Source organism: Streptomyces sp. QH1-20, from assembly GCF_041283565.1.
GTDB classification, from domain to species: Bacteria; Actinomycetota; Actinomycetes; order Streptomycetales; family Streptomycetaceae; genus Streptomyces; species Streptomyces syringius.
In genome coordinates this window covers 628716-655152 of sequence record NZ_CP166299.1, presented here as the reverse complement: position 1 = coordinate 655152, position 26437 = coordinate 628716, and the positions used below count along the sequence as shown (strand labels likewise).

12 protein-coding genes are annotated in these 26437 nt (G+C 72.0%); 3 read left to right on the top strand and 9 right to left on the bottom strand.

The window, feature by feature from the left end; translation table 11 throughout:
* The first annotated feature begins 44 nt into the window (after window positions 1-44).
* A complete protein-coding gene (locus AB8O64_RS03075; protein WP_370417724.1) occupies window positions 45-677 on the top strand; it encodes a hypothetical protein in 633 nt (210 codons plus the stop codon).
* Here AB8O64_RS03075 and AB8O64_RS03070 read toward each other — a convergent pair.
* From AB8O64_RS03070 to AB8O64_RS03060, 3 genes are read right to left on the bottom strand one after another with little or no spacing between them, the layout of a single operon-like run.
* The gene (locus tag AB8O64_RS03070) at window positions 565-1917 is read right to left on the bottom strand and encodes an MFS transporter (RefSeq protein ID WP_370417723.1); all 1353 of its coding nucleotides are present in this window, start codon (window positions 1915-1917) and stop codon (window positions 565-567) included. The genes AB8O64_RS03075 and AB8O64_RS03070 overlap by 113 nt on opposite strands.
* Window positions 1914-3923 (bottom strand): PEP/pyruvate-binding domain-containing protein, encoded by a 2010-nt coding sequence (locus AB8O64_RS03065; protein ID WP_370417722.1) that lies wholly within the window; start codon window positions 3921-3923, stop codon window positions 1914-1916. The genes AB8O64_RS03070 and AB8O64_RS03065 overlap by 4 nt, the downstream gene beginning before the upstream one ends.
* Window positions 3920-5293 (bottom strand): acetyl-CoA carboxylase biotin carboxylase subunit family protein, encoded by a 1374-nt coding sequence (locus tag AB8O64_RS03060; protein WP_370417721.1) that lies wholly within the window; start codon window positions 5291-5293, stop codon window positions 3920-3922. Before AB8O64_RS03060 ends, AB8O64_RS03065 begins: the two co-directional genes overlap by 4 nt.
* A gap of 318 nt (window positions 5294-5611) precedes the next feature.
* On the opposite strand from AB8O64_RS03060, the gene AB8O64_RS03055 reads away from it, so the two are divergent.
* Window positions 5612-6904 (top strand): PAS domain-containing protein, encoded by a 1293-nt coding sequence (locus tag AB8O64_RS03055; protein WP_370417720.1) that lies wholly within the window; start codon window positions 5612-5614, stop codon window positions 6902-6904.
* 226 nt (window positions 6905-7130) lie between these two features.
* Here AB8O64_RS03055 and AB8O64_RS03050 read toward each other — a convergent pair whose 3' ends face one another.
* From AB8O64_RS03050 to AB8O64_RS03040, 3 genes are all read right to left on the bottom strand, one after another.
* Window positions 7131-8258 carry a family 2 encapsulin nanocompartment cargo protein terpene cyclase gene (locus AB8O64_RS03050; protein ID WP_370417719.1) on the bottom strand — a complete coding sequence of 376 codons (1128 nt, stop codon included), beginning with the start codon at window positions 8256-8258 and terminating at the stop codon, window positions 7131-7133.
* Window positions 8259-8620: 362 nt separating this feature from the next.
* Entirely contained in the window at window positions 8621-10132 is a 1512-nt protein-coding gene (locus AB8O64_RS03045; protein ID WP_370417718.1) for an MFS transporter, read from the bottom strand.
* 97 nt (window positions 10133-10229) lie between these two features.
* Window positions 10230-10820, bottom strand: coding sequence for an NADPH-dependent FMN reductase (locus AB8O64_RS03040; protein WP_370417717.1), 591 nt, complete (start codon window positions 10818-10820; stop codon window positions 10230-10232).
* Between the two features lie 172 nt (window positions 10821-10992).
* Between AB8O64_RS03040 and AB8O64_RS03035 the strand changes: the two genes are divergently transcribed.
* Window positions 10993-11949, top strand: a complete 957-nt coding sequence (locus tag AB8O64_RS03035) for an Lrp/AsnC family transcriptional regulator (RefSeq protein ID WP_370417716.1) — start codon at window positions 10993-10995, stop codon at window positions 11947-11949.
* A gap of 404 nt (window positions 11950-12353) precedes the next feature.
* On the opposite strand, the gene AB8O64_RS03030 is transcribed toward AB8O64_RS03035, so the two are convergent.
* From AB8O64_RS03030 to AB8O64_RS03020, 3 genes are read right to left on the bottom strand one after another with little or no spacing between them, the layout of a single operon-like run.
* Window positions 12354-13178, bottom strand: coding sequence for a hypothetical protein (locus AB8O64_RS03030; RefSeq protein WP_370417715.1), 825 nt, complete (start codon window positions 13176-13178; stop codon window positions 12354-12356).
* The gene (locus AB8O64_RS03025) at window positions 13175-15034 is read right to left on the bottom strand and encodes a class I adenylate-forming enzyme family protein (protein WP_370417714.1); all 1860 of its coding nucleotides are present in this window, start codon (window positions 15032-15034) and stop codon (window positions 13175-13177) included. Before AB8O64_RS03025 ends, AB8O64_RS03030 begins: the two co-directional genes overlap by 4 nt.
* On the bottom strand, window positions 15031-26346 hold the full coding sequence (locus AB8O64_RS03020; protein ID WP_370417713.1) for an amino acid adenylation domain-containing protein: 11316 nt from the start codon (window positions 26344-26346) through the stop codon (window positions 15031-15033). Before AB8O64_RS03020 ends, AB8O64_RS03025 begins: the two co-directional genes overlap by 4 nt.
* Window positions 26347-26437 lie beyond the last annotated feature (91 nt).

The window sequence follows — 26437 nt, the reverse complement described above, 5'->3', positions numbered from 1 at the left end:
TAAGTCGTCGTGGACCGGTGTGCACGACGAAAGGGCGACGACCTATGAACAGATCCGCCTCCAAGGGCTCCGTGCGGGCAGGCCTCGCGCTGAGCGCGGCTCTGGTGTGGGCCGTGCTCAGCGCCACGGTGAGCACGGCGCTGCCCGAAGACGCGAGCGGAGTCACGAGAACGGCTGCCGCCGAGCGTGACCGGGCCTGCCCCATCGTGTACTTCGACCTGGGCGAGACCCTCGTGCACACCGCCGGCGACGGCAGCACTGGCTATCAGCCCGGCGCGGCCTCTTACCTGCGTGCCCTGCGCCTACGCCGCATTCCCGTCGGCCTGATCACCAATGTGCCGCCCTCCTGGGGCACGACCGACGCCGAGCGCGCCGCCAGACTGCGGCAGGAGGTCGACGCCACCTGGCGGGGGCCCGCGCCCTTCGCCTGGGAGGACTTCGGCGACCGCGTCCTCACCCCGCGTACCGAGGCGGAACGCAAACCGGCCCCCGCTCTCTGGCAGCGGGCGAAGGCCGGCTCGGGCCGCTGCCGAGTGGTCTATCAGGCGGAGACGGCCGAGGAGGTCAGAGCGGCTTCCTCGCTCGGTTTCGTGCCGTACCAGGTCGGTCGGCCGCACCGGCCCGCGTTTCTCCCGGTCCGGCTGGTCGAACTCCTTGACCGGCGCCCTCCCGCTTGACCACCCCGCTGCGCAAAAGCAGTTGGAAGACCCCGAGCAGCACCGCCGTGGCGAGCGCGCTGTGCCACAGCAAGGCATCCAGGCGCCCGGCGGCGAGATAGGCGCCCGCGGCGATCGCGGCCAGTGCGCACACCGCGCGATCCACGATGCTCTCGACCGAGAGCAGCGTGGCGCGCGGGGCGTGCGCGGGCACCGCGTCGTTCACCAGCTTGCGTTGGATGGGGTACGCGAAGCCGGTCGCGGCGGCGAACAGGCACAGCAGCGCGACGACCGCCCACGGCCCGCCGAACGTCATGGCCGCCAGGCTGCCCGCCAGCGCGAGGCTGAGGACCGAGACCCAGGCGACCGGTGGCAGGCGGCGGCTCAGCCACTGCGGACGGGCCGATGCCACCGCCTCCGCCACCGTCATCGCCGCCATCACACTGCCGTGCGAGGCTTCCGCGATGCCGTGGTCCAGCAGGATCGGCTGGAAGAGGTTGACCTGGCAGATCCGGGAGAGCGTGAAGATCGCCACGCCCTGCACCATCACCAGGGTCAGCCATCGCGAGGAGACGACACAGCGCAGCGCGGCGCCCGCGTCCCGCAGGAACGCACCGCCCCCGCGCCCTCCGTCCGTCTTCCCCGTACCGGCGCCCGCCCCCGCAAGGCGGGGCAACGCGACGGCGCAGGCGAGGGAGCCCGCCGCGCTGGCGGCGCTGAGCACGTACGGGGTCGGATGCGCCACGGCCATCAGGGGCCCGACCAGTGGCCAGCACACGACCTTCGCGACGAGCCCCAGCGCCCGAGCGGTGCCCTCCGCCCTCAGGTAGTGCTCGTCGCACTTCTCGGCGCGCAGACCGTCGTACAGGTAGGCGCTGGCCGCTCCCGAGGTGAGTGAACGGCCCGCGGCGATGGCCAGGAAGTGGACGAGGAAGCCGGTGTAGGAGGCGCTGACCACCGGAGCCAGGTTCGCCGCGGTCATGACCACCGCGCCGGCGAGCAGGCAGTTGCGGGTGCCGATCCGGTCGGCGATCAGGCCCGTCGGGATCTCGAACAGGCAGAAGGCCACGTAGTAGATGCTCTGGATGCCGAAGATCTGCCCGTCCGACAGCCCGGCCGCCTTCTGGTAGGCGTAGAACACCGGCATCCACCACAGCAGGTTGAACAGCAGCTGGAAGCCGTAGTTGAGCCGGATGATCCGGCGGGCGGTGACGGTCAGGCCGGTGGTGCCCGCCCCCCGCCGGCTGGAGCGCGCCCTCACAGCGCGTACGGGCGGACCTGGACCAGCCGGAAGTCGCCCCGGTCGGTCATCAGCCACTCGATGTCCAACGGCCGGTCCACGTCGGACCCGCTGAAGTGGGACTGCAGGAGGCGCCCGGTCAGGCACAGGTCGGCGAGCCGGGCGCGGGTGGCGGCGGAGAGCCCGTCGCCCGAGGAACCCAGGGCGACGGTACGGCCGCCGCCCTCCACGGTGTTGTACAGGTACTGCTGCGGCAGGACCTGACCCTCGACCACCCGCTCCGGGGAGCCGGGGGAACAGTTGAGGTAGACGTTGCGGAAGTCCTCGCGACGGGTCGGGTCGCAGGTCACCAGAACGCCGCCGAGCGAGGCGGGGACGTACTCCTGGACGATGACGCCCATGTAGGTGTCGTCCAGGGAGATGCCGACCTGGTGGCGAAGGCGCACGCTGCGGGGCGAGAGCAGTGAGGCCCACACCTGGCGTACGGCGTCCAGGAGTTCGTCGGCTCCGTGGGCGGTGGTGACGGAGTCGTAGACGCCCGCCGCGGAGAACCCCGGAAGGTCCTCGGCGTTGGACGAGGAGCGCACCACCAGGCGGCCGCGCGGGTCGGCGGGGGCGGGAAAGGCCTGGCTGATCTGCCGGGTGACCGACTCGGGGACGGGTGTGTGCCGGATCAGGTGCTGGAGTTGCAGGCAGAGCGAGTCCAGGACGTCGGTGGCGTCGAGTTCGAGTGCCATCTTGAGCTTGCCGATGCCCTGCTGGAGGGCGGGGGAGGAGGCCAGGAAGTGCTGCTGGAGCGCGAAGGGCAGTGCGACGCCTTCGGGGGCGCCGACCGTCGTGGCCACGAAGGCGGCGGCAGCGGCGCGTAATTCGGCAAGGGAGGGCGCGTTCAGGCCGAGGCGGGCCGCGAGATGCCCGTAGAGGTCCTCGCGCGGCGGGCGGGGCCGCCCGTAGAAGGCGGTCAGGTCGGCCGTGCGGCTGTCGAGTACGTGGTGCAGCTCGCCGAGGTTGGCCGCCTTGGTGCCGTAGCGGTCGCGGTCGGCGCTGCGCAGCCGGTGCAGGGCCAGCACGGGAACGTCTTCGAGCAGCGGCGGTTCGAGGCGTATGCGCTGCTGGTGCCAGGCCGGAGCCCGCAGGTCGGGTGCGTGATCGAGCCGCTCGAGGGATATCTCGTCCTCGCGGACGCGATAGCGGACCCACGCGCCGTCCAGGCCGTCCTTGTCGACGAGCTGTTCCAGGTCGCGCACGATCGCGTTGGGAATGCCCCAGCCGGAGGCGAGGACGTTGGTGTGCGAGAGCGGGGTGATCGGGGCGGTGTTGAGGAATCCGGCCACCCGGGGAACGTCGTCCGGCAGACAGGGCATGGCCACGATGTCCGCCCAGCCGAGACCGGCCTCCGCCGCCGCGTACTCCTCGCGCGTACGGAAGAACCGCAGCCGCCCGGTGGCCTCGCCGGGATTGAGCGGGGCGCGGGTACGGGAACCGAAGAGCTCGTGGCTGAGGATGCGCGGCACGCGCAGTTCACTGATCGCAGCCAGCTCCTCCTCCTGCCCGTGGTTGGCGGGTTTGAGGAGCAGCGGCAGCCTGCCGTCGACCCGTGCGCGTACGAACTCGTAGAAGAACGCGAGGAGGTCGCCGTGCATGGTGTCGGCCTCGGTCGTCTCCAGGACGAGGAACGTGCGTTCGCGGCCGTCCGTGACCTGCTCGGTGTGCAGGGACAGCACACCGAGCAGGAAGCGACGTCCGGGGTCCATGTAGACGGAGGCGTTGAAGGCGTCGAGGTCCGCGTCGAGCGCGGTCAGGTCCATGCCCAGAATGCGGGTGGCGATGTAGTTGACGTGGAAGGGGTGCGCGGCGGTGTCGAGCAGGTGCCAGGTGTTCTCGGCACGGTCGACGACGACCTTGAGGTACGGGTGTCCCGCCAGGACCCCGGAGAGGGTGCGGAAGAGCGGCAGGGAGAGGTTCTCGCCGACGACCGTGCGGTCCGTGACCGGTTCGGCGGCACCGGTGAGCAGCTGGGCGGTCATGCCGAAACCTCCTCGGGCTGAGCGGCGGGCAGCACCCGGGGCAGGGCGTCCACCAGGGTCTCGAAGTCGCGGAGCACGGTCCGCGCGTCGGCGGCGGAGAGCAGGCACAGGGCCGCCATGGTGTTGGCACCGGCGGCCGGGTCGTACACGGGCACGACACTGCCGTCGGCGAGCGAACTCTCGTCGACCACCGACAGGCGGCTGCCTGGGCTGAGGGTGATGTCCGCCGAGACGGCGTGGAAGTCCCAGACCTTGCGGACGGGCCAGGCCCGGCCGTGGCCGTCGACCGCGAGGACGACGAGGGAGCCCGCCGCGCCGCGCGCCTGCGCCGGGGTGAGGACCTGCTCGGGCCACGCGACCGGGTGTCCGAGGAGGTGGTCGACGAGCATGCCGACGAGGTCGAGCCCGAAGACCTCCTCGATCTGCGGCACGGTCATCGCGCCGCCGAACCGGGCGGCCGTCTCGATCAGCCACATGCTGCCGTCGGCGCCGAGCTTGATCTCGGTGTGGGTCCCGCAGTCGCGCAGGCCGAGGGCGTCGACCGCGCGGCGGGCCAGGTCCACGATCCGGTCCTGGGCGTCCCGGGCCAGCAGGGCGGGGGTGATGCTCGCGCGTTCGGTGAACGGCTCGACCGTGGGCATCCGCCCGCTGAGGCACACCGGGTGGAAGGTGCCGTTCGCCACGACGCCCTCGACACTGACGTAGTCGCCCCAGCCGGGCTCGTCGAACCAGTCCGACGCGGTGCCGGTGACGATCTGCTCGACCACGTAGTCCGCGTCGGCCTCGGCCACATGCAGCTCCGCGTAGCCCAACTGGGCCGATTCGGCCATCACGTCACGGGAGCGGGCCCAGGCGGCCGACACCTCGTGCGGGGAGCGGATGATCTGGTGCGCGGTGGAACCGGCGCTCCAGGCCGCCTTGAGGAGCAGTGGGCCGGGCAGGGAGCGAGCTGCCGCGTGCAGGTCGGCCTCGGTGCCCACGGGACGGAACTCGGGCTGCGGCAGACCGTGTCGCTGCCAGGTGCGGCGCATCAGCCGCTTGTCGCGGGCGAGCGCGGAGGCGCCGCCCGCCCCCGCGAGACCGAGCGCCTCGCACGCCTCGGCGACGGCCACGACCGCGTACTCGGAGAAGGTGAGCACCGCGTCCGCGCCCACGGCCTCGGCTCGCGCGACGATCAGGGACACCAGGTCGGAGCGGTGTGCGCCGGCAGGCGTCACGACCGAGGCGCACAGTCTTCGGGCGGAGCCTGCCACGGCGGGAGGAAGAGCGCTGAGCGCCAGCAGGTGCACTTCCGCCTTCGCGGCCGTCCGCGACAGGACGTGACCGAGCGGCGGACCACCCTTGGCATGCACTAACAGCACCTTGCTCACTGAAGTTCGTCTCCAATCATCCGGTTTTCGACGGATCGCCGTATGCGGGGGAACGTGCGGTGAGTCCGGTGGCTCTCCGGCCCGCGTGGCGGGGCGTGTTCACCCGCTCACTCCAGGGGACCAGGCCAGGGCCGCCCGCGACGCCTCCGTGGACCCCCAAGACTCAGGCATTTGCCTGAGTTCCGGGGAACCTCCGCCTCCGCAGCAGCTTTCGGCGCGACGGCACCCGGCCGAGTACCGGGCATGTGCGGAGTGGGGGCGGGATATCCAACGTCATATGACTGCGCGTCAGCCAGTCGTATACGGACGGAGAGCGCTGTGGACGATTCCGGTCTCAAGGCACTGCTCGAGCACCTTCCCGTGTTCTGGTGGGAAGCCGACGAGACGTGGCAGGTGCTGGAACAGGGAGGCGGCGCCTTCACCGACACCGGCACGGCGCGGCGCTTCCTGGACCGGCTGCGTCGGGAACTCCCCGCCCCGGGGTACTCGCCGCAGGAGGGCCGCCGACGGATCCGGTTCGACGGCCGCGCCTTCGACGTCAGCCGACTCCCGGGCGAGGGCCGGGCGCGCGGCCTCGCGGTGGAGGCCGACACCGCCGACCCCCGCACCGAGGCCCCGCGCGGACACGCGGCCTTCGCGGACCTGGTGGACCTCGCCCCGGCCGCCGCCTTCATCCGCGACAAGGACGGACGCTATCTGTGGGCCAACCACGCCTACGGGCACCTCTACGGCACGGTCCCGGAACAGGTCGTCGGCAAGTACATAGAGGACCTCGATGAGCCCGCCGAGGCCGACCGGTTCCGCACCCTCGACCAGGAGGTCCTCAGCCGGGGTACGCCGTTACGGCACACCCTCGGCTACCGGCGCCAGGACGGCAGCGCGGGCCGGGTGGTGGGCCACCGCTTTCCCGTACGGGAGAACGCGCAGACCTGCGTCGCCGGAATCTACGTGGACGTCACGGACCACCTGCGCGCCACGGTCCAGTGGCAGGAGGCCGAGGAGAACCTGGAGGCCCTGCGCGACCACAGCGGCCTGCCCTGCGCGCTGCTCTCGGCGAACGGGCGCGTGGTCGAGGCGAGCGCGGCGGCGGCCGAACTGTTCCGGCTCAGCCCGCACGACCTGGTCGGCCGCCGCGCGCACACCCTGCTCGCCCCGGAACCCGATCTCGACCGGCTGCACCGGCGCTGGAACGGCCTGATAGCGCGCCGCACCAGAAGGTTCGAGACATCCGCGGTGCTCGTGGACGCCCAGGGGCTGCGGCGCCGCGCGCGGCTCCACCTGACGACGATCGGCCACTCCGGCACCCGGGCCCGGCACGTCTGGGCCGTCGTCACCCACCAGAGCCTCGCCCACGAGGCGCATGCGCCGCTCACCGCCGCGCAGGTCCGCATCCTCTCCCTCCTGGCGGAGGGCAGCAGCAACGGCGACATCGCCACTTCGCTGCAGTTGTCCCGGCAGACGGTCGACTACCACCTCAGCCGCCTGCGGCATGTCCTGGGGGCGGCGACCCGCCCGGCCCTCGTCGCCCGCGCCTACGTCCTCGGCATCCTGGCCCCGTGCGCCTGGCCGCCGCGCTCCGCGACGGCGGCCCATCCACTCAGCGCTGTCTGAGGGGCAGGGCAGGCAGCGGCGAGCCTTCCGCGGTGCGAGGTCGCGTGGGCCCTGCGTGTCGGGGGCTGTCGGGGTGTGCGTGTCCGGGACGCGGTCCGGGGCCGCCACCGGGATCTCCCGGTCGGTGTCTCGCACCGGCAGCCCTCGTAGGCCGACCATGTGGCGACCACGGTCCGCCACGTGGGCCGGCTTCTCGTCCGGTCCGCTGTACCGCCTGCGCGGACCCTTATGCGCTGGTGGCATAGCGGCCGGTTGTGGCGTGCCATTCGTGGTTGCCGCCGAGCCATGCGTGGAGTCCGTCGAGGTAGCGCCAGAGTTCCGGTGAGGGGATGGTGGCGGTGAGTTCCTTGTGTGCGGCTTCGAAGCTGTGGACGAGCCGGTCGTGATAGTCGGCGCTCAGGTGGACTGCTTCCCGCGTGGTGCAGCCACGCTCGGCGGCGATGACGTCGGGCAGGCCGCCGTCGCCGATGCCGGGTTCGGACTCCTTGGCCATCGAGTACAAGTCGTTGAGGACGATGCTGGCACTGGCCGCCAGCATGGTCGCCCGTCGTACCGGCGGGTGGGCGTAGAGCGTAGCGGGCAGCTCGTATCCGCCGATCACGTCGATCAGTGTCATGCACGGCAGGAAGCTGTTGACCTGCCGTGCCGCCAGGTACTCCCACACAGCGGGAGTCGTTTGGGTGGTTCGCCAGCCGGCTTCGCCGTTCATGGCCACGAACATGGCCACGGTCTCGTGGCGGACCCTGCCCACCTGTGCGGGGGTGGCGAAGCCGGCGACCCTGTCGATGTAGGACCGCAGCGCCACCAGGACGGGATCCGAGGTGAGCGTCTGCTCGAGCTGCTCCTGGTATCCCCAGCTGCCCACCAGGTAGGCGGGGTCCAGAGCCGTCTGAGCGAGCGTGAGACGGTTTCCGACCAATGCGGTGTCGGATCCGGTGCGTTCGTCATCGCAGTAGTAGTCGTCCACCGCGAACAGGGCCGCCATGCACTGCGCGGCCAGCAGGAGCCGGTCAGGGTCGTCGCAGTCGGGATGGATGAGCATGGCGTAGCGGCCGTAATCACAGGCGCGGACCCTGTCGAGTTGCCCTGGGAAAATCCCCACTCGTCGCACCCAGGCGAGCAGCCTTTCGTTGACCTCAGCCCCCAGAGGCTCGTCCACCCGCACCGGTCCCGGACAGTACAGAGCAGGCACGCCCGATCCCCGGGAAGGCTCCGAGGCCGGGGACGGGGATGGCCGGCCGATACGAGCCGCCGAGGTCCCCAACCCCTTGGGCCCCAGGGGGAACGGAGCCCGGCCCTGATCTGCCGCCCTCAGGACGTGTCCGGGAAGCAATGCCCGACCTACCGAATCCATCACGGCCTCCTCGCAGGCTTCGAGGGGTGATCACCCCGGACCGCAATGCAGAACGAGAGACCGGCGACGGAGCAGGGCGATAGTCACCTCGCCGGCCCGCGGGTCTCGCCGGCCGATCCTCAGCACAGCACACCGCCACGGTGCGCCTCAGGGATACCGTCGATCTCACCCCCCTGGAGTGAAGATCACCAACAGTGCTGCTCGGACGGCATACGCTGCCGGCTACGGGTGAAGTTGTTCGTCCCGGACCACGACCGCCTGGCCCTTCTCGTGGTGACCGGTGATGACACGGCGGATCGCCATAGCTTCTTTCCTTGCTTCGGTGGGTGGGCGGCGTGGGGCCGCACGCGGGGCGGCGGGGGTCAGGTGTGCTCGGCGGTGGCGCGGCTGCGCTTGTGCCGGGCCTGCTGGCCGTCTTCGGCGTGCGCGGCGCGGCGCGGGTGGTGGGTGATCAAGGCAGCGGCGGCCAGGGCGGCGAGGGTGAGGATGCCGACGGCCCACCACATGGCAGTGGTGTAGCCGTGGACCAGGGCCTCGTCGTGCAGGGGGCCGCCCGGCTGCGTGCCGGGGTGGCGGCGGGTGTAGGTGGCTGTGGCGTCGGTGGCGATGGTGTTGAGCAGGGCGGTGCCGATCGCGCCGCCGATCTGCTGGGAGGTGTTGACCATGGCCGAGGCGACGCCGGCGTCCTGGGGTGCGACGCCCTGGGCGGCCAGGCTGAAGGCGGGCATGAACGCGGTGCCCAGGCCCAGGCCGATGACGAGCAGGCCGGGCAGCACCACGGTGGCGTAGGAGCCGGCGGGGGTGATCTGGGTGAGCCAGGCCAGGCCGGCGGCGGCCAGCAGGAAGCCGGGGGCCATCAGCGCGCGCACCGCGATGTGTGGGGCCAGGCGGGGGCCGATCCGGGTGGAGCCGGCCACCATGCCCAAGGTCATGGGCAAGAAGGCGGCACCGCACTGCAGCGGGCTGAAGGCGAGCACGTTCTGCAGGTAGAAGGTGAGGAACAGCAGCAGGCCGAACATGCCGATCACGGCCAGGCCCATGGCGAGGTAGGCGCCGCCGCGGTTGCGGTCCCACACCACCCGCAGCGGCAGCAGCGGGGACTTGAGGCTGCTCTCCAGCACTACGAACGCGGCCAGCAGCACGACACCGGCGCCGATCAGGCCCAGGGTGGCGGCCGAGGCCCAGCCGTGCGTCTCGGCCGTGGACAGCCCGTACACCAGGGCGACCAGCCCGAGTGAGGCCAGCAGCACCCCGGGGACATCCAGACGGGCGCCGCGCGGGCGGTCGCTGCTGCGTCCGGGCAGGACGGCCAGCGCGCCGAGGGCGGCGACGGCGGCAAAGATGATGTTGACGAGCAGGGTCCAGCGCCAGTTCAGGTACTGGGTGAGCACCCCGCCCAGCAGCAGGCCGATCGCGGCGCCGCCGCCGGCCAGCGCGCCGTAGATCCCGAACGCCTTGGCGCGTTCCTTGGTCTGGGTGAACATCACCGAGATCAGCGACAGCGCGGCCGGGGCCAGCAGCGCGCCGAAGACGCCCTGCAGGGCCCGCGCCCCGATCAGCATCGCGGTGTTGAGTGCTATTCCGCCCAGTGCGGAGGCGGCGGCGAACCCGATCACGCCGGTGACGAAGGCCCGCTTGCGGCCCCACAGGTCTCCCAGCCTGCCGCCGAACAGCAGCAGCCCGCCGAAGGCGAGGGCGTAGGCGGTGACGACCCACTGCCTCGCGCCGTCGGAGAACCCCAGGTCGTGCTGGGCCGAGGGCAGGGCAATGTTCATGATCGTGCCGTCGAGAACGACCATCAGCTGGGCCAGGCAGACAAAGACCAGCGCCGTCCAGCGCCTGGGGTCCGCCTGCGCGGAGGTGGATACGGACACAGCAACGTCCTTGGTGGAGAGAGGTGACAGCAGGACGGCTCCGGGGCCCAAGGGAAGATCACGGAAGGCCGGGACCGTCCTGCGGCTTGGGCTCGGGTCAGGCGTAGGGGTGGGCCTCGCGGGCGGTGCGCAGCGCCCGGGCCCACCAGGTGAGCTGTTCCAGCAGGCCCTTGCTCGCGATGTTGCAGCCTTCGTCGGTGGGGCGGCCTTCGGCGTCGAAGCGCTCGGGGTAGTTGGCGAAGGTGACGACCTCGCGGATCGGGGCGGCGTGCAACTCGCCGAAGACCAGCCGCAGCTGCTCCGCGGCGCGCAGGCCGCCCGAGACGCCGCCGTAGGTGACGAAGCCGACGGGCTTGGCCTGCCATTCGGTCTGGTACCAGTCGATGGCCGCCTTCAGCGGGGCGGGGAAGGACCGGTTGTACTCCGGCGTGATGACCACGAAGCCGTCGGCCGCCGCCAGCCGTCCGGCCATCGCCGTGACTTCGGCGGGCCGCTCGGCGGTCAGGTGCATCGGCAGCCGGTCGACATCCAGATCGATCACATCGACGCTCAGATCGGTGTGCAGGGCGGCCTGGCCGGTGAACCAGGCGGTGATGGTCGGAGCGAAGCGCCCCTCGCGGGTGCTCGCCACCAGCACGGCGATACGCAGCGGACGCTCAGCAGTGGCAGGGGCGGGGGTCGACGTCATGGAAATGCCTTCCTGGATTCGGATCTGCACTCCGCACACCCCAGGGGCCCGACGGATCACTCCGTCGCCCCCCTGGGTGAGCGGGATGCCTCCACCCTTCAGGCCACCGGTGTGGATCCTCGCCCCATACCCTTGTTCACGCAAAGATCTGGCATACGACCGGGAGGAAACAATGGATTCCAGCATCCTTGACGAGGTCGATCAACGGATCGTCCAGGAACTCAGGCGCGACGGCCGCGCACCCTTCAGCCAGATCGCCCACGGCGCCGGAGTCTCCGAGCACACCGTCGCCCGCCGCTTCCGCCGCCTGCGCGAACGCGGCCTGCGCGTTTCCGGCCAGCTGGTACCTCAGTACGTCGGGCTGACCCGCTGGCTCCTGCGCCTGAACTGCACCCCGAACGCCTCAGCCAAGATCGCTGATGCGCTGGCCCGCCGCACCGACACGTCCTGGGTACAGATCGCGTCCGGAGGCACCGAGCTGAACTGCGCCGTCGACATCCGCTCCGCCCGCGAACGCGACGTCCTGCTGCTGGAGAAGCTCCCCAACACCCCTCGCGTGGTCTCCGTCAGCGCGCACTGCCTCCTGCACATCTTCGGTACCGCACCCGAGGACACCTCGCCCGCCCCCGAGACGCCCCCCGGCAGCACCCAGGCGCTGCCCACGCCGACCCACCCCGCTGCCGAGCCCGTCGAACTGGACTCCGTGGACAACAAACTGCTGTCCGCCCTCGCCCATGACGGCCGCGCCACCCTTCCCGAGCTGGCCGAGGCCACCGGCCGCTCAGCAGCAGGCGTCAGCCGCCGGCTGGAGCGGTTGCGCACGTCCGGGGCGCTGCGCTTCGTCACCGACATCGACCCTGAACTCCTGGGCCAGCAGATGCTGGTACGGCTCTGGCTCCGCATCGCGCCCGGAGCCCTGGGCGCCGTCGGCAGAGCCCTCGCGGCCCACCCCCAGATCCCCTTTGCCGCCGCGACCACCGGCCCTTCCAACCTGGTCGCCACCGGCCACTTCGCCGATGCCTACCAGCTCTACCACTACCTCGATCACGAGCTCGGCACCCTGGCCGGCGTGCAGGCCATCGAGACCGCACCCATCCTGCGCGATGTCAAACGCCTCACCCACGGCTGACCCCGACCCCGCCGCCCTCGCCGAGATGATGAGGTCCGAGCAGGAGCGGACCAGAAAACCGGTGTTGCTGTCAAAAGCCTTGACAGGCCGTGATTGGTAGTTCGCAGCCGGCCGAATCGACCCGACCTCCGAGGAGCTGCGCGAGAGGCTGCGGGCCTGGGGGGGGGGAGGTCCTTCCGGTCGGCGTCAGTGCTCAAGAGCGACATCGTCCACCACCTAGGCCTGACCTGCAGACGCAACGAGGCCCAAGCCGACGTCCTGCGCCGGTGCGTACCCTGCTGGCCGCTGCACGGGAGGCCGGAGCTGAGGGGCGGTCCGGGCTGAGCACCGAACAGCGTTACGCGGACAGGCATTCGGCGCCCACGTCCCGACTGGCCGGGCCGATCGTGTCGGCCCGGCCTTTCCTACCGTGGCGACTGTCGGTCTCCGCCCGTGCTACGACGAGTGAGTCCCGGCGGAGGCGCAGAGCCGGTCGATGGGGGTTCAATGATGTCGGCGCAGGTGGTGGCCGGGTTCTTGTCCTTGGCGAGGAAGATGGTCTGCGCCATCATCCGGTACCCGGACATCCCCTCGCGCAGCGTTTCGATGGATTCCTCCGGGTGCACCGAGTCGATGACCGCGTTCGGTCCGACCGCGTTGAACTGGTGTGATACTCCGCGCGGGATCTGCATGTCGACCCAGGAGTTCGGCGGCACGATCACATTGTGCCGGTCCCGGTGCACCCCGGCGGGGGTGCCGGGCAGCGCGTCGGTGAAGGTGGTCAGTGGGCCGGTCCAGCTCTCCGCTGCGGGGCGGACCGTGATCGGGGACAGGCTGGAGACCCGGATCGTGGTGTCCGGGCCCGTCATCATGCGGACGAACCGCAGACCGGTGTGGAGGTGCATGCGCGAACATATGTCGCGTTCGTTGGTGTCGTAGAAGTCCATCACGTAGCGGTCGGCGAAGAAGCCCTCGAAGGGGGGCTCCAGCATGAAGACGTCGCCTTCTTCGAACTCCTGAGCCCGTTTGAGCGCACCGGCCGGGGTCGGGCTCTTCTCCTCCGTGCGGTGCGCCGCCCGGACCAGGCCGGCGAGGGCGTCGACCACGGCCAGGGCGGCGTTCGGTGGCAGTTGCACCACGGGAGTCAGCTGGTTCTGGCCGGGATCCTGGTGCCGCTGGACGTCGAGGATCTCGTCCTCGTGGTCGGGGGATTCCTTCATGCGTCCGGTCGTTTCGATGCCGTGTGTCATCCAGTCGCTCCAGCGTGATCGTTCGGTCCGGAATCCGGCTGTCGTGCCCACAGCACGCCGCCCAGGTCGTGTCGCCCGGCGCGCAGGACCGAGCAGCCCGTGGTCGGGAATCCCCGGTCGCGCAGCCGGGTCAGCCACGTCCAGCGGTCCGTCCGGCCTCCCTCGGTGGATCCGTTCAGGAAGGACAGCAGTGGGCCCAGCGGCCACACCGGGCGGTCGGCCGCGGGCCCGTGCGGGAGGACGAGCAGCGAGCCGTCCCCGAAGCGGGCCTCGGCGCCCAGCGGCACGGGTGGGCCCTCGAAGCCATGGCGGGCCGCCACGTCCGCCGTCAGTTCCGCGTGCTCGGACAGGGGCCATTCGGTGAGGAGCGTCCTGTGCCAGCGGGCCTTGGCTCGGGACAGTTCCGCATCGTCCTCGTCGTGCCAGTGCTGCCGCATGAAGTCGAGGGCGTCGAAGACGACTTCGTCCTTTCCCTCTGAAGGGCGGTCTCCTGTCCAGGCGGCCAGCGCGCGCAGGCCGGGGTGGTCGGCCCCTGTGCGCAGCAGGTCGTGCGCGGTGGCCGCGGCGTGGCCCAGCAACCGTTCGTATCGTGCGGGAGCCAGGCGGCGCGCGGTGAGGCCACGGCTCATCGCCATGCGTCGGGGCTTGCCGGTGGAAGTCGCCAGGAACCCGCCGAACTGGATCGCTGACGGCCGCAGCGACGCCCGCTCGTACACGTCGCGCACGGCGGAGACCGGCTGTTCCGTGACGACCAGGCCGATGTCCTGGCCGAGTGTCGGTTCGTCCACCGCGACCGCTGCGAACCGGCCGGACAGACCGGCCTCGCGCCAGCCGTGCTCGAGGTCGAGCGGGTAGTGCTTCTCCCCACCCCGGTTGATCCGCTCCCCGGCGCGGCCCCGGAGGACCAGCAGGCCGTCCCGGAGTTCGCCCAGGTCGCCGGTGCGCAACCAGCCGTCGTCGGTGACCGTGGCCGCCGTGGCGGGCTTGTCCTGCCAGTAGCCGGTCATCAGATCCGGCGTCCTGACCCACACTTCACCGGACTCCAGGCGCAGTTCGGTGTCCGGCAGCGGTGCCCCGACCGGGGGCGTGTGCTCCAGGTACTGGTCGCGGAACTCGGGGTCGTCGAGCTGGGGCATGGTGAAGCTGAAGTTGACTGCCTCGGTCAGGCCGTAGCCCTGCCGTAGGCGTGGGCCGTAGCGGCGGTGGAACCGCCGGGCGAGGTCGCTGGTCAGCGGGGCGGCCGCGGTGATCAGGTATTCCAGGCCGTCCGGCCAGTCGGGACCGGCCTCCAGCAGGTCCGCCAGGAGGGCGGGCACGATCGAGGCGGTCCTGGCCCCGGCGGCGTCCAGGGCCGCGAAGTAGCCGGCCGGGTCGAAGGTGGCCTGCAAGGTGAGCGGCGCGCCGGTCAGGTGTGTGCCGAGGAGCGACATGACCAGTGCGTTGCAGTGGTACAGCGGAAGGCACGTCCCGTGGGGGCGCTGCGGTGTCAGTCCGTGCAGTGCCGCGGTCTTGGCGGCGTTGCCCAGGACGGCGCGCCGGCTGAGCATGACCCCTTTCCGCGGGCCGGTGGAGCCGGAGGTGAACATGATGAAGGCCAGGCCGTCCGGGGAGGTGTGGATATCGGGCAGGCCGGTGTGGTGCAGCCCGTGGGCATCCACCAGGGCCGCCGCGGAGACGCGCTCGGCGATGTCCGCGGCGGCCCGGTCGGTGGTGCGGGGGTGCAGGGGGACCGCGACGAGGCGCAGGTCGAAGCAGGCGAGCAGCGTGTCCGCGAGTTCGTGGCCGTTGGGCAGTCGGATCACCACCCGTGCACCGGCGGGGAGTTCGGCGAGGGCGCCGGAATCGGTGCGGATCAACGCTGCCTCCTGAGCAGGTCGCGGAGCTGGATCCCGACTTCGTGCACGTGCTGCGGCTGCATCGCCTTGTAGTGGCGCGCGCTGACGTACCCGACGGTGAGGTCGCCACCGACACGGGGCCGCCACAGTTCGTGGTTCGGGACGCGGCGCGGGCCGTCTCCCGTCGCTTCGATGTAGGTGGCGTCGCCGGGGTAGCGCGGGGGCCGGTAGGCCCGCGCGAGCTTGTCGTGGTGACGCGAGACGGCGATGACACGGCGAATGTCGTCCTCGGTGAACCGGGCGAACACGCTTCCTTCCCGGCGCAGCAGGGCCGAGACGGTGGCGAAGTCGAGAGCCGTCCTGGCGAAGCGTTCGTCGTCCAGGCCCGCGGCCGTCAGCAGCACCCGGTGGACGCGCTGCTCGTTGATGGGCTCTTCCGATGCGGCCGCGGCGTCGGCGGCCGTGTCCACCAGGCACAGCGAGCCGGCCGGCTCACCGAGCTCGTGCAGCCGGACTGCCATCGCGTAGGCCACCAGCCCGCCGAAGGACCAGCCGACAAGGTGGTACGGGCCGGGGTGGACCGCACGCATCAGGTCCACATAGCGCTCGGCCATCGCTTCGACGCTGCCGGGCAGGTCGCTCACGCCACCAGGGCCCTCGGCCTGGATGCCGTACACCGGGTGGTCCCGGTCGATGTGCCGCAGCAGCCCCGCGTAGAGCCAGCTGATCCCGCTGAGCGGGGGCGCGCAGAACACCGGCGCCGCCGACCCGCCCGTGCGGAACGGCACGAGGTGCGTGGCCTCCTTCTCCGGCGACGCCTGGTTCAGGAGACGGGTCAACGCGGCGGGGGTGGCCGCCTCGAAGACGTTCCGGATCGTCGGTTCCAGCCCGAGCACCGTCCGTATCCGGTCGGTCAGCCGCGCCGCCAGGAGCGAGTGTCCGCCCAGTTCGAAGAAGTTGTCACCGGGACCGACCCGGGGCAGGTCCAGCACATCGGCGAAGAGCCCGCACATGAAGTGCTCGTGCAGGTTCTCCGGAGGTGGCGAGTCTGCTGCGGGGGTCCAGTCCGGTTCGGGCAGCCGGTCGCGCAGCAGCTTGCCGTTGATGCTGAGGGGGAGCTCGTCCAGCCCGATCAGGCGGGCGGGCAGCATGTAGTCCGGCAGGTGCGCGGCCAGGTGGGCGCGCACCGAGCGCAGGTCGGCGTCGGCGGGGACGACGTAGCCGACCAGGCGGCGGTCGTCGGCCTTCCGGTCGTACACCGCCACCGCGGCGGCGTCGACGTCTTCGTGGCGGGCGAGCACGTCCTCGATCTCACCCAGCTCGACGCGATGGCCGCGGACCTTCACCTGATCGTCGGTCCGGCCGTGGAAGCGCAGGACCCCGTCGGCGGTCCACGACGCGAGATCGCCGGTGCGGTACATCCGGTGCCCCTCCGGTCCGAAGGGGTCCGCGACGAATCGGGTCGCCGTCAGCCCCGGCCGGTGCAGGTACCCCGTCGCCACACCGGCCCCGGCCAGGTAGAGCTCGCCGGTCGTGCCCGGGGGGACCGGCTGCAACCGGGTGTCGAGGACGTAGCACCGGGTGTTCCACAGGGGACGCCCGAGCGGCACCGTGGCGCCCGCCGCGCGGCCGACCGGGTGAGTGGTCGACCAGACGGTGGTTTCCGTCGGGCCGTAACAGGCCAGCAGCGACGCCGTGCGGTCGGCCAGCGCCCCGGCCAGCTCCGCGGGTACCGCTTCGCCGCCGATGACCGCGCGGATGTGGCGCAGCCGGCTCGGCCCCCGGGCCATGAGCGTCTGCCACAGTGACGGGGTCGCCTGCATCACGGTGACCTGGTGCCGGTCGAGCAGTGCGGACAGTTCGTCCGGCTCGCGCAGCGCGCCCTGGTCGGCGAGCACCATGGTGGCGCCGGTGACGAGGGGCAGCCACAGCTCGGGCTGGGACATGTCGAAGCCCGCGGGCGCGGCGGCCAGAACCCGGTCGGCCGCACCGACCGCCAGCTGCTCGCGCAGTGCGAGCACCAGGTTCGTCTGCGCGCGGTGGGGCACGACGACGCCCTTCGGCTGCCCGGTGGAGCCCGAGGTGTACATCACGTATGCCGTGTTGTCCGGCACGACGGCCGGTTCCCGGGCGCCTGCGGTGACGCTGAGCCCGTCGTCGTCGCGCATCACCAGCAAGGGGCGGGCGTCGGCCAGCAGCGCCGCTGTCCGCTGCGGCGGCAGCGCGGGGTCGAGGGGCAGCGAGGCGGCACCGACCGACTGGACCGCGAGGAGTGCGGCGGGCAGGTCGGGGTCACGCCCCAGCCGCAGTGCGATCAGACGGCCCGGACCGGCCCCGCGGGCACGCAGCTCCGCCGCGATGCGGGCCACCCGCTCGGACAGCTGCCGGTAGGTGTGCACGGTGTCCCCGTGCCGTACGGCCGGTGCGTCGGGAGTGCGGAGCACCTGTGCCGCGAACAGTTCGGCCACGGTGGTCTGGGGCACGTCGTGGGCGGTGGCGTTCCAGCGGCTGATCATCTGCTCCCGCTCGCCGGTGACGAGGACGGGGAGGTCGGCGATCGGGCGGTCGGGCTCCGCCGCCACCGCCCGCAGCAGCCGTTCCAGCCGTGCGATCAGCAGACGGGCGGAGGCGGGGGTGAACAGTTCGGTGTCGTACTCCAGCTCGCCGTCGACGCCGGCTTCCGCACCGTGGTCGCTGTGGTGCGGGCGCAGACTCCACAGCAGGTCCATCCGGGAGGCGCCGCCGGGCGCGGCGACCGGCTCCACGCGCAGCCCCGGCAGGTCGAACGCGACGGGCGGTGTGTCCTGGAAGGCCAGCATCACCTGGAAGACGGGGTGGCAGGCCAGCGAGCGCGGCGGGTTGACCGCCTCGACCACCGCCTCGAACGGCACGTCCTGATGGGCGAAGGCGTCGAGATCGGTGGTCCGTACCCGCTCCAGCAGTTCGGTGAACGTCGGTGTTCCGCTGAGGTCGGTGCGCAGCACCACCGTGTTGACGAAGCAGCCGACGGTCTCGTGCAGCGCCTCGTCGTGCCGCCCGGCCACGGGTGTGCCGATGGGGATGTCCGCACCGGCGCCGAGCCGTGACAGCAGCACGGCGATCGCGGCGTGCGTCACCATGAACAAGCTGGTGCCGGTGGACCGTGCGAGCCGGCCCAGCCGCGCGTGCAGGTCGGCGTCCAGGGTGAAGCCGACGGTCTCCCCGCGGTGCGCGGACACCTGGGGCCTGGCGTGGTCGAACGGCAGCGCAAGCGCTTGCGGGGCGCCGCGCAGTGTCTCCTTCCAGTACGCGATCCCGGCGCTGAGGTCGGTGTCGCGCTGCCAGAGGGTGTAGTCCGCGTACTGCACGGGGCGGCTGGTCCACTGGGGAACCTCGCCCGCGACGCGCGCCCGGTACGCGGTGGACAGGTCGCGGGACAGCGGGGCCAGTGACCAGCCGTCGGCGGCGATGTGGTGAAGAAGGATCAGCAGCACATACTGCTCGGGTGCGGTCTCGAAGAGCGTGGCCCGGACCGGGAGTTCGCTGCCCAGGTCGAAGACGTGCGCCGCCGCTCCGGCGAACAGGCCGGGCAGCTCGGCCTCCGACGTGGTCACCACCTCGAACGGCGGCTCCTGCGCGCTGCCGATGCGCTGGTGCGGCTCGCCGTCGGTCTCGGCGACGGTGGTGCGCAGGCTCTCGTAGCGGGCGAGCACGTCGCCGAGGGCCGCGCGCAGGTGCCCGGCCGCCAGGGGGCCGCTCAGCCGGATCGCGAAGGACATGTTGTAGACCGAATTGGGGCCGGCGAACCGGCTGAAGAACCACAGCCGGCGCTGCGCGGGGGAGAGCGGGATCAGCTCCGGCCGTACGGCCGGAGCGAGCCCGGCACGCGAGGTGCCGGCCGGCTCCGGCAGGCACCGCGCCAGGTCGGCGACGACCGGGGCGTCGAAGAGGGTACGGATGCTCAGCTCGGAGCCCGTCTCCGCCCGCACCCGGTTGATCAGGCGGGTGGCCAGCAGCGAATGCCCGCCCAGATCGAAGAAACTGTCCTCCGCACCGACCTCGGGGACACCCAGCGTCTCGGCGAACAGCGCGCACAGGAGCCTTTCCCGATCGGTCGACGGCGGGCGGCTCACCGGCAGCGCGGACTCCGGTCGCGGCAGGGCTCTGCGGTCCAGCTTGCCGTTGCCGGTCAGCGGGATCCCGTCGACCGGCAGGATGAACGCGGGCACCATGTGCGCGGGCAGGACCGTCCGGGCGTACTCGCGCAGCTCACCGGGTGCCGGCTCGCCCTTCGTCACGGCGTAGCAGAGCAGCCGGCCGCCGTCGGCATCCGCGTCCGCGAGCACCACGGCGCGCTCCACGGCGGGGTGCCGTTCGAGGACGCGTTCGACCTCCCCGGGCTCGATGCGGTAACCGCGGATCTTCACCTGATGATCCGTCCGGCCCAGATACTCCAGCGCGCCGTCGGCCCGGCGCCGCGCGAGGTCCCCGGAACGGTACATACGGGCACCGGGCGCGCCGAAGGGGTCGGCGACGAAACGGCTCGCGGTGAGCCCGGGACGCCCCAGGTACCCCCGCGCCACCCCGGGACCGGCCACGTAGATCTCACCGGGGCAGCCCGGCGGGACCGGCCGCAGCATGTGGTCCAGCAGGTGCAGCCGCAGGTCGGGCAGGGCGGTGCCGATGACGCCGGCGGTCTCGTCGGGGTCGATCAGCTCGGTGTAGGTCGCGTGCACGGTGGTCTCGGTGATCCCGTACATGTTGACGAGCTTCGGCCGGCCGGGGCCGTGCCAGGAGCGGATGCGCGTGACCTCCAGCGCCTCGCCGGCGAACACGACGACCCGCAGCGCGGGCAGTCGGCCCGGCTCCGCTTCCGCTTCGGCCCGCATGAGCTGGTAGAACGCCGACGGGGTCTGGCTCAGTGCGGTGACCTGCTCCCGGGCGAGCAGGGCCAGGAGCTCGCGTGGTGACTTGGCGACGTCGTCGGGCACCACCACCAGGCGGCCACCGCGGCCCAGCGCCGTCCACAGCTCCCACACCGAGACGTCGAAGGCGTAGGAGTGGAACAGCGTGTGCACGTCGTCGTCGCCGAAAGCGAACCGGGCGTCGGTCACCGCGAGCAGCCGCCCGACATTGTGGTGCGAGACCACGACACCCTTGGGCGCTCCGGTGGAGCCCGAGGTGTAGATCACGTAGGCGACGCTGTCGGGGTCCACGGCCAGGCCGAGATCGTCCGCCGGGTAGCGGGCGGCCGGATCGGTGTCGTCGAGCACGATCTGCGGATCCGGTACCGCGAGCGGCTCGGAGGTCACCACGAGGACGGGAGCGGCGTCGGCCAGCACCTGCCGAATCCGTTCCTCTGGGTGGGCGGGGTCCAGAGGCAGGTAGCCGGCTCCCGACTTCAGCACGGCGAGCACCGCGACCACGAGGTCCGTGGAGCGGCCGAGGACCAGGGCCACCAGGCGTTCGGGTCCGGCCCCGTGCGCGACGAGGAGCCGCGCGAGACGGTTCGCCCGCGCGTTGAGCTCCCCGTACGACAGGGTGGTGTCCCCGCAGGTGAGGGCGGGGGCGGCCGGCCTGCGGCGCACCTGCTCCTCGAACAGCGCGGGCAGGGCGACCGGTGTGGTCCGCGCCCCGGTGTCCGCTGGCTTCTCCTGTTCGTCCGGGAGCAGCAGACCGAGCTGCCCCAGCCGCGCCTCCGGATCCGCAGTGATCCGGCCGAGCAGTGCGCCGAGGCGATCGAGCAGGCGCTGGGCTCCCTCCTCGTCGAGCAGGTCGGCGCTGTGGTCGAGTCGGAGCCGCAGGCGGCCGCGGCCCGGCATGGCGATCAGCGTCAGGGGGTAGTGGGTGCCGTCCCTGCCCTGGACGTCCCGGATGTCGAGACCGGGCACGAGACCGCGCAGCGCGTCCTCGTCGATGGGGTAGTTCTCGAAGACCACGACGGTGTCGAAGAGTTCGGCGTGCCCGGCGATCGACTGCAGCCGCGTCAGATCGGCGTGCTGGTGCTCCAGCATGGACAGCTGCTGGGCGCGCAGCTCGGCGAGGCACTCGGCGACCGACCGGCGGGGATCGAGGCGGACCCGCACCGGAAGGGTGTTGATCAGCAGGCCGACGATGTGTTCCGCGCCGGGCAGTTCCGCCGGTCTGCCGGAGACCGTCGCGCCGAACACCACATCGTCCCGGCCGGTCAGGGCACCCAGCAGGACGGCCCACGCCAGCTGTACGACGACGTTGGCGGTCAGCCCGTACTGCCGGGCCATAACGTCGATCCGCGCGCTGGTGGCGTCGTCCAGCTCCGCTGTCCGCCGGTGGCGGGCCGCGGCCGAGCCGCGCCCTCCCGCGCTGCCGACCAGCGTCGGATCGTCCACGGAGGACAGCAGGGCGCGCCAGGCGGCCTCGTCCGCGCGGGCGTCCCTCGTCGACAGCCAGTCGAGGAAGTCGCGGTACGGCGTCGCGGGCGGGAGTGCGTGGCCGGCGTAGAGCGAGAACAACTCCTTGATCAGGATCGGCATGGACCAGCCGTCCAGCAGGAGGTGGTGGGTGGTCAGGACGAAGGTGTGCCGCGCGTCGGCGTGGTGCAGCAGGGCCGCGCGGACCAGTGGGGGAGTGGCCAGGTCGAACCGTCTCCTGCGGTCGGCGTCGAGGAAACGCTCCAAATCCTCGTGTGCGGGTATCTCCTGCCATTCCACGGAGAAGTCCGGGACGACCACCTGGACCGGACGCCCCGACGGACCCTGCCGTACGCCCGCCGAGAGCTGGGGATGGCGCAGCAGCAGGCGGTGGAGCGCGTCGCGCAGCGCGGCGGGGTCCAGGGCTCCGCCGAGCTCGAAGACGAACTGGACGAGGTACGGGTCGGTGCCGTCGTGGTCGTAGAGCGAGTGGAACAACAGTCCCTGGGCCAACGGCGGCAGGGGCAGCTCGCCCGTCGCCCGGGAGCGGCCCCGCCGCGCCAGGGCTTCGAGCACGTCGAACCACCGGCGCGCGAGTGCGGCGACCTGCTCTTCGGTGAGCAGTTCACCGGGCCAGGACCAGTGCGCCACGAGCCGGGGTCCGTCCGGATGATCGGTGATCAGCGCGTCGAGTTCCATGGTGTGGCCCATCGCCAGCTTGCCGCCGGTGGCCGGGCCGAGCACCGAGGAGTCGGCCGGCACCGCCCAGTCGCCGTCACCGCCGACGTCGAACCGGCCCAGGTAGTTGAACGCGAACTGCGGTGACGGCCGGGCGGCCAGCGCCGGAGCGGTCTGCGGGTTGAGGTAGCGCAGCAGACCGTAGGTCAGACCGGCACGCGCGGCGTCCCGTACGCAGGACCGCACCCTGGCCACCGCGCCGTCCAGCACGGCCGGATCGGTGCGGGCGTCCGCCCAGGAGCAGCCGGGATCGAGCACCACGGGGCTCAGGGTGGTGAACCAGCCGACGGTGCGGGACAGGTCCAGGTTGGCGGCGAATTCCTCGCGCCCGTGGCCTTCGAGGTCCACCAGCAGTGCGTCCGGGCCCTCCCGCCAGTCGGCGGCGGCCAGGGCGAACGCGGTCAGCAGCAGTTCGTGCACCGAGCAGTCGAAGGCCGCGGTCGCGTCGCTCACCACGCGCGCGGTGAGCGCGCCCGGCAGGGTGACGGAGTGCCGGCGCCGGGTGTCCTCGGTGTCCACCGCGCCGTCCAGTGCACGGGCGGCGACGGGGGGATCCTCGGGTACCGCCCGCCACCGGGAGAAATCCCCCAGGACGGAGGGGTGGTGCGCGTACTGGACCAGGGCCTTCGCCCACTGGGGGAAGGAGGTCCCCGTCGGTTGCAGCTGGGGCGTGCGCCCGTGCCGGACGGCCTCCCACGCGGAGCGGAGGTCGTCCTGGAGGATGCGCCAGGAGACACCGTCGACACCGAGATGGTGCACGGTGAGCGTCAGCTCGCCCGGTTCCGCCGGCCCGGGATCCCGCCAGCTCGCGCGGACCACATGCCCCTTGCCGGGGTCGGGCATGGTGCCCGGCCGGCTCAGCTCGACGGTGACGCGCGGCAGCACTTCCATGGACCACAGCCCGTCCACCGCCCTCAGCGACAGCCGCAGCATGCCGTGGTGATCGACCAGTGCCTGCACCACCGCGCGCACCTGCGCTTCGGTCATGCCCGCCGGAGTACGCACGGTCAGGGACTGGACGAAGCCGTCGACCGGGCCGCCGCGTTCGCGCAGCCAGTGCATGACGGGCGTCAGCGGCACCGTGGGGTCGTCCGCGTCACCCAGCGCGATCCGCTGCCCCGGTTCCGGCACCACTCCGATGCCGTCGGCGAGCGCGGAGACGGTGGGCGTACGGAACACGTCCGGGGTGCTGACGGCCAGACCGGCCCGCTGCGCCGCACCGGCGAGCTGGATCGCCTTGATGCTGTCGCCGCCGAGCTGGAAGAAGCCCTTGTCGAGCGGAACGCTCTCCAGACCGAGGACCTCGCCGAACAGCTGGGCCAGCCGGTGCTCGACGGCGGTGCGGGGAGCCCTGCCCACGTCGGTGCCGCCGGCCTCCGGGGCGGGCAGGGAGAGCCGGTCGAGCTTGCCGTTGCGGGTCAACGGCAGCCGGTCCACCGCCACCACGGCCGACGGCACCATGTACGGGGGCAGCCGGTCCGCCACGCTGCTGAGCAGCCGTGCCGTGTCACCCGACGGGGCCACGTAGGAGACCAGCCGACGCACTCCCGGACGGTCCTCGCGCAGGATCGTCGCGGCCTGCCGCACGCCGGGCTCGGCCAGTAACGCGGCGTCGATCTCTCCCGGTTCGATCCGGTAGCCGCGGAGCTTGATCTGGTCGTCGGCCCGCCCGGCGAACTCCAGCCGCCCGTCGCGGTTCCAGCGGGCCAGATCGCCCGTGCGGTAGACGCGGGCACCGGGCGGGCCCGACGGGTCCGCCACGAAACGCTCGGCGGTCGCGGCCGCCCGCCCGAGGTAGCCGCGCGCGACCCCCACACCCCCCAGGTACACCTCGCCCACCACGCCGGGCGGTACCGGCCGCAGCGCGTCGTCGAGCAGCAGCACCCGCTTGCCGTCCAGCGGCGTGCCGATGGGAACCGAGCCGGCGTCCTCCGGCAGCTCCCCGACGGCGAACCTGGTCCCGAACACCGTGGTCTCGGTGGGCCCGTAACCGTTGACGACGGTGAGGTCCGGCAGCGCGGACCGCACGGCGCGCACCGCCGCCGGGGACACCACGTCACCGCCGGTCCAGACCTGGCGCAGCCCGGCCAGGCAGGCGGGGTCCTCGGTGGCGAACGCGTTGAACAGCCCGGCGGTCAGCCACAGTCCGGTGATCCCGGTGGTGGCCGTGATCCGGGACAGTGCGGGCGGGTCCAGCCTCCCCGGCGGGGCGACGACCACCTCGCCACCGGTCAGCAACGGCACCCACAGTTCCAGGTTGAACGCGTCGAAGGCGTGCGGCGAGTGCAGCAGCACCCGGTCCGCGCCGCCCTCGGACCACCACCGGTCGGCGGCGAGCGCGGCCAGGTTGCCCTGCGTGATGGCGACCCCTTTGGGGCGCCCCGTGGATCCGGAGGTGAACATCACGCACGCCGGCGAATCCGGCGTCGCCCGGGGCTCCCCGGCCGTGGTTCCCCGCGCCTGTACGTCCAGCTGCCGGACGTCACGGTCGCGTGCCGACGCGACGATGCGATCGTTCTCGGTGTGCCGGTCGGTGAGCAGCACCCGTGCTCCCGCGTCGGACAGCACCGCTTCCTGCCGGGTGACCGCGTCGTCCCGTTGCAGGGGAACATAGGCCGCGCCCGCCTTCACCACCGCGAGCGCCGCGACGACCAGGTCCACCGATCGTTCGAGCAGCAGCGCGACGGTCTGCTCCGGGCCCGCACCGGCTTCGGTGATCGCGGCGGCCAGTGCGGAACTTCGCGCGTCCAGCTCGCGGTAGGTCAGCCGCTCCCCGGTCTCGGCCGAGCGGACCGCGATGGCGTCGGGCGTGCGGGACGCCTGTTCGGTGAACCGGCCGACGGCCGTGCCGGCGGGCGGTGCCGACGTGCGGGCCCCCGTGCCCAGAGCGGCCGCGCGCCGGCGCTCCTTCGCCGTGGTCGCCGCCACTCGCACCGGTGGTGTTGCGCGGTCGGCCCCCGCGACCTGCCACAGCACGTGCAGGAAGCGGTCGGCGACATCCTGCAGCAGCTCCTCGCTGTGATTGGCGGGATTGGCGTCGAAGTCGAGGCGCAGCACACCGTCGCCGCGGTCGTAGGCGACGATCGAGAGGTCCTCGGACGGCGGCGCCTGCAGGTTGTGGACGGTCGCCGTCGTCGGACCGAACCGCAACGGCCGGTCGAAGCGCTGGATGTTGAGCACCGGACCGAAGAACCTCCGGCCGTCCTCCGGATAGCCCAGCTCACGCCGCAGGTGCTCACCCCGGTACCGCTGGTGACGGCGCACCAGCCGCAGTTCGTCGCCGACCCGGTCGAGCAGAGCGCCGAGGGGGGCCGCCGGATCGACGGGCAACCGCAAGGGGAGGACGTTGGCCGACATCGCGGGCACGGCCTGGGTGAATTGGGCCGGACGGCCGGCGACCGGCAGGCTCAGGACGACGTCGCGGCTACCGGTCACCGCGTGCAGATAGACCGCGGTCGCCGCGGTCAGCAGCCGGGTCCAGCGGTGCCCGAGCCGTCGCGCACCGTCCCGCAGACCGGCGAACTCCTCCGCCGACAGCACCCTGGTCAGCCGCAGCGAGCGGTCCGTGGCCGCGGCCGCATGGGTGCCGAGGCTCAGGAAATCCGGCCGCCCGGCCAGTCGTTCCAGCCACCAGTCGCGGTCCGCGGTGCGTTCGGCGGCCTCCCGGTAGGCGGCCTCGGCGTGCACCAAGGGCCGCAGCCCGGCCCAGCCGCTCTCCGGGACGGCGCGCCCGTCGTGCAGAGAGCTGTAGATCTCAGCGACGCGCTCGGCGAACAGGGCCATGCCCGCCCCGTCCAGAGCGATGTGATGCACCCGGTGGAACACCATCGAGCGGTCGTCCGTCACCCGCAGCACGGCCCCCAGGAACAACGGCCCGGTGTCGCTGCCCCCGGCCTTGGCCATCTCGGCCCGCATCCACTCCAGGGCGGCGGCGTCCGGGGCGGACGCTCCCCGGAGGTCCACCACTTCGACGGTGTGGTCCGGGTCCCGGAGAAGCCGTTGCACCGGTGAAGAGGCCGTCGCTTCGATGAAGCGGACGTTGACCGCCTGGCAGTCGGCAGCCGCTCGGGTGACCGCGGTGGCCAGGAGGCCGGCGTCGACGTCGCCGTCCAGGACGAGGTATTCAGCCCATTGGTAGGCACCGGGACGGTTGAGCCCGGCACGCTCGGCCAGCCAGACCCCGAGTTGAGCCTCGGAAAGGTGTAATTCAGGGCAGTGATCGGGCATGAGTATGAGCATCCCTATCGGTCTTGCCGGCGCGACGCCGGCGACTGCCGTCGGATGGGGGTTGTTTGATCAAAGGTGGCCCGCTCCATCG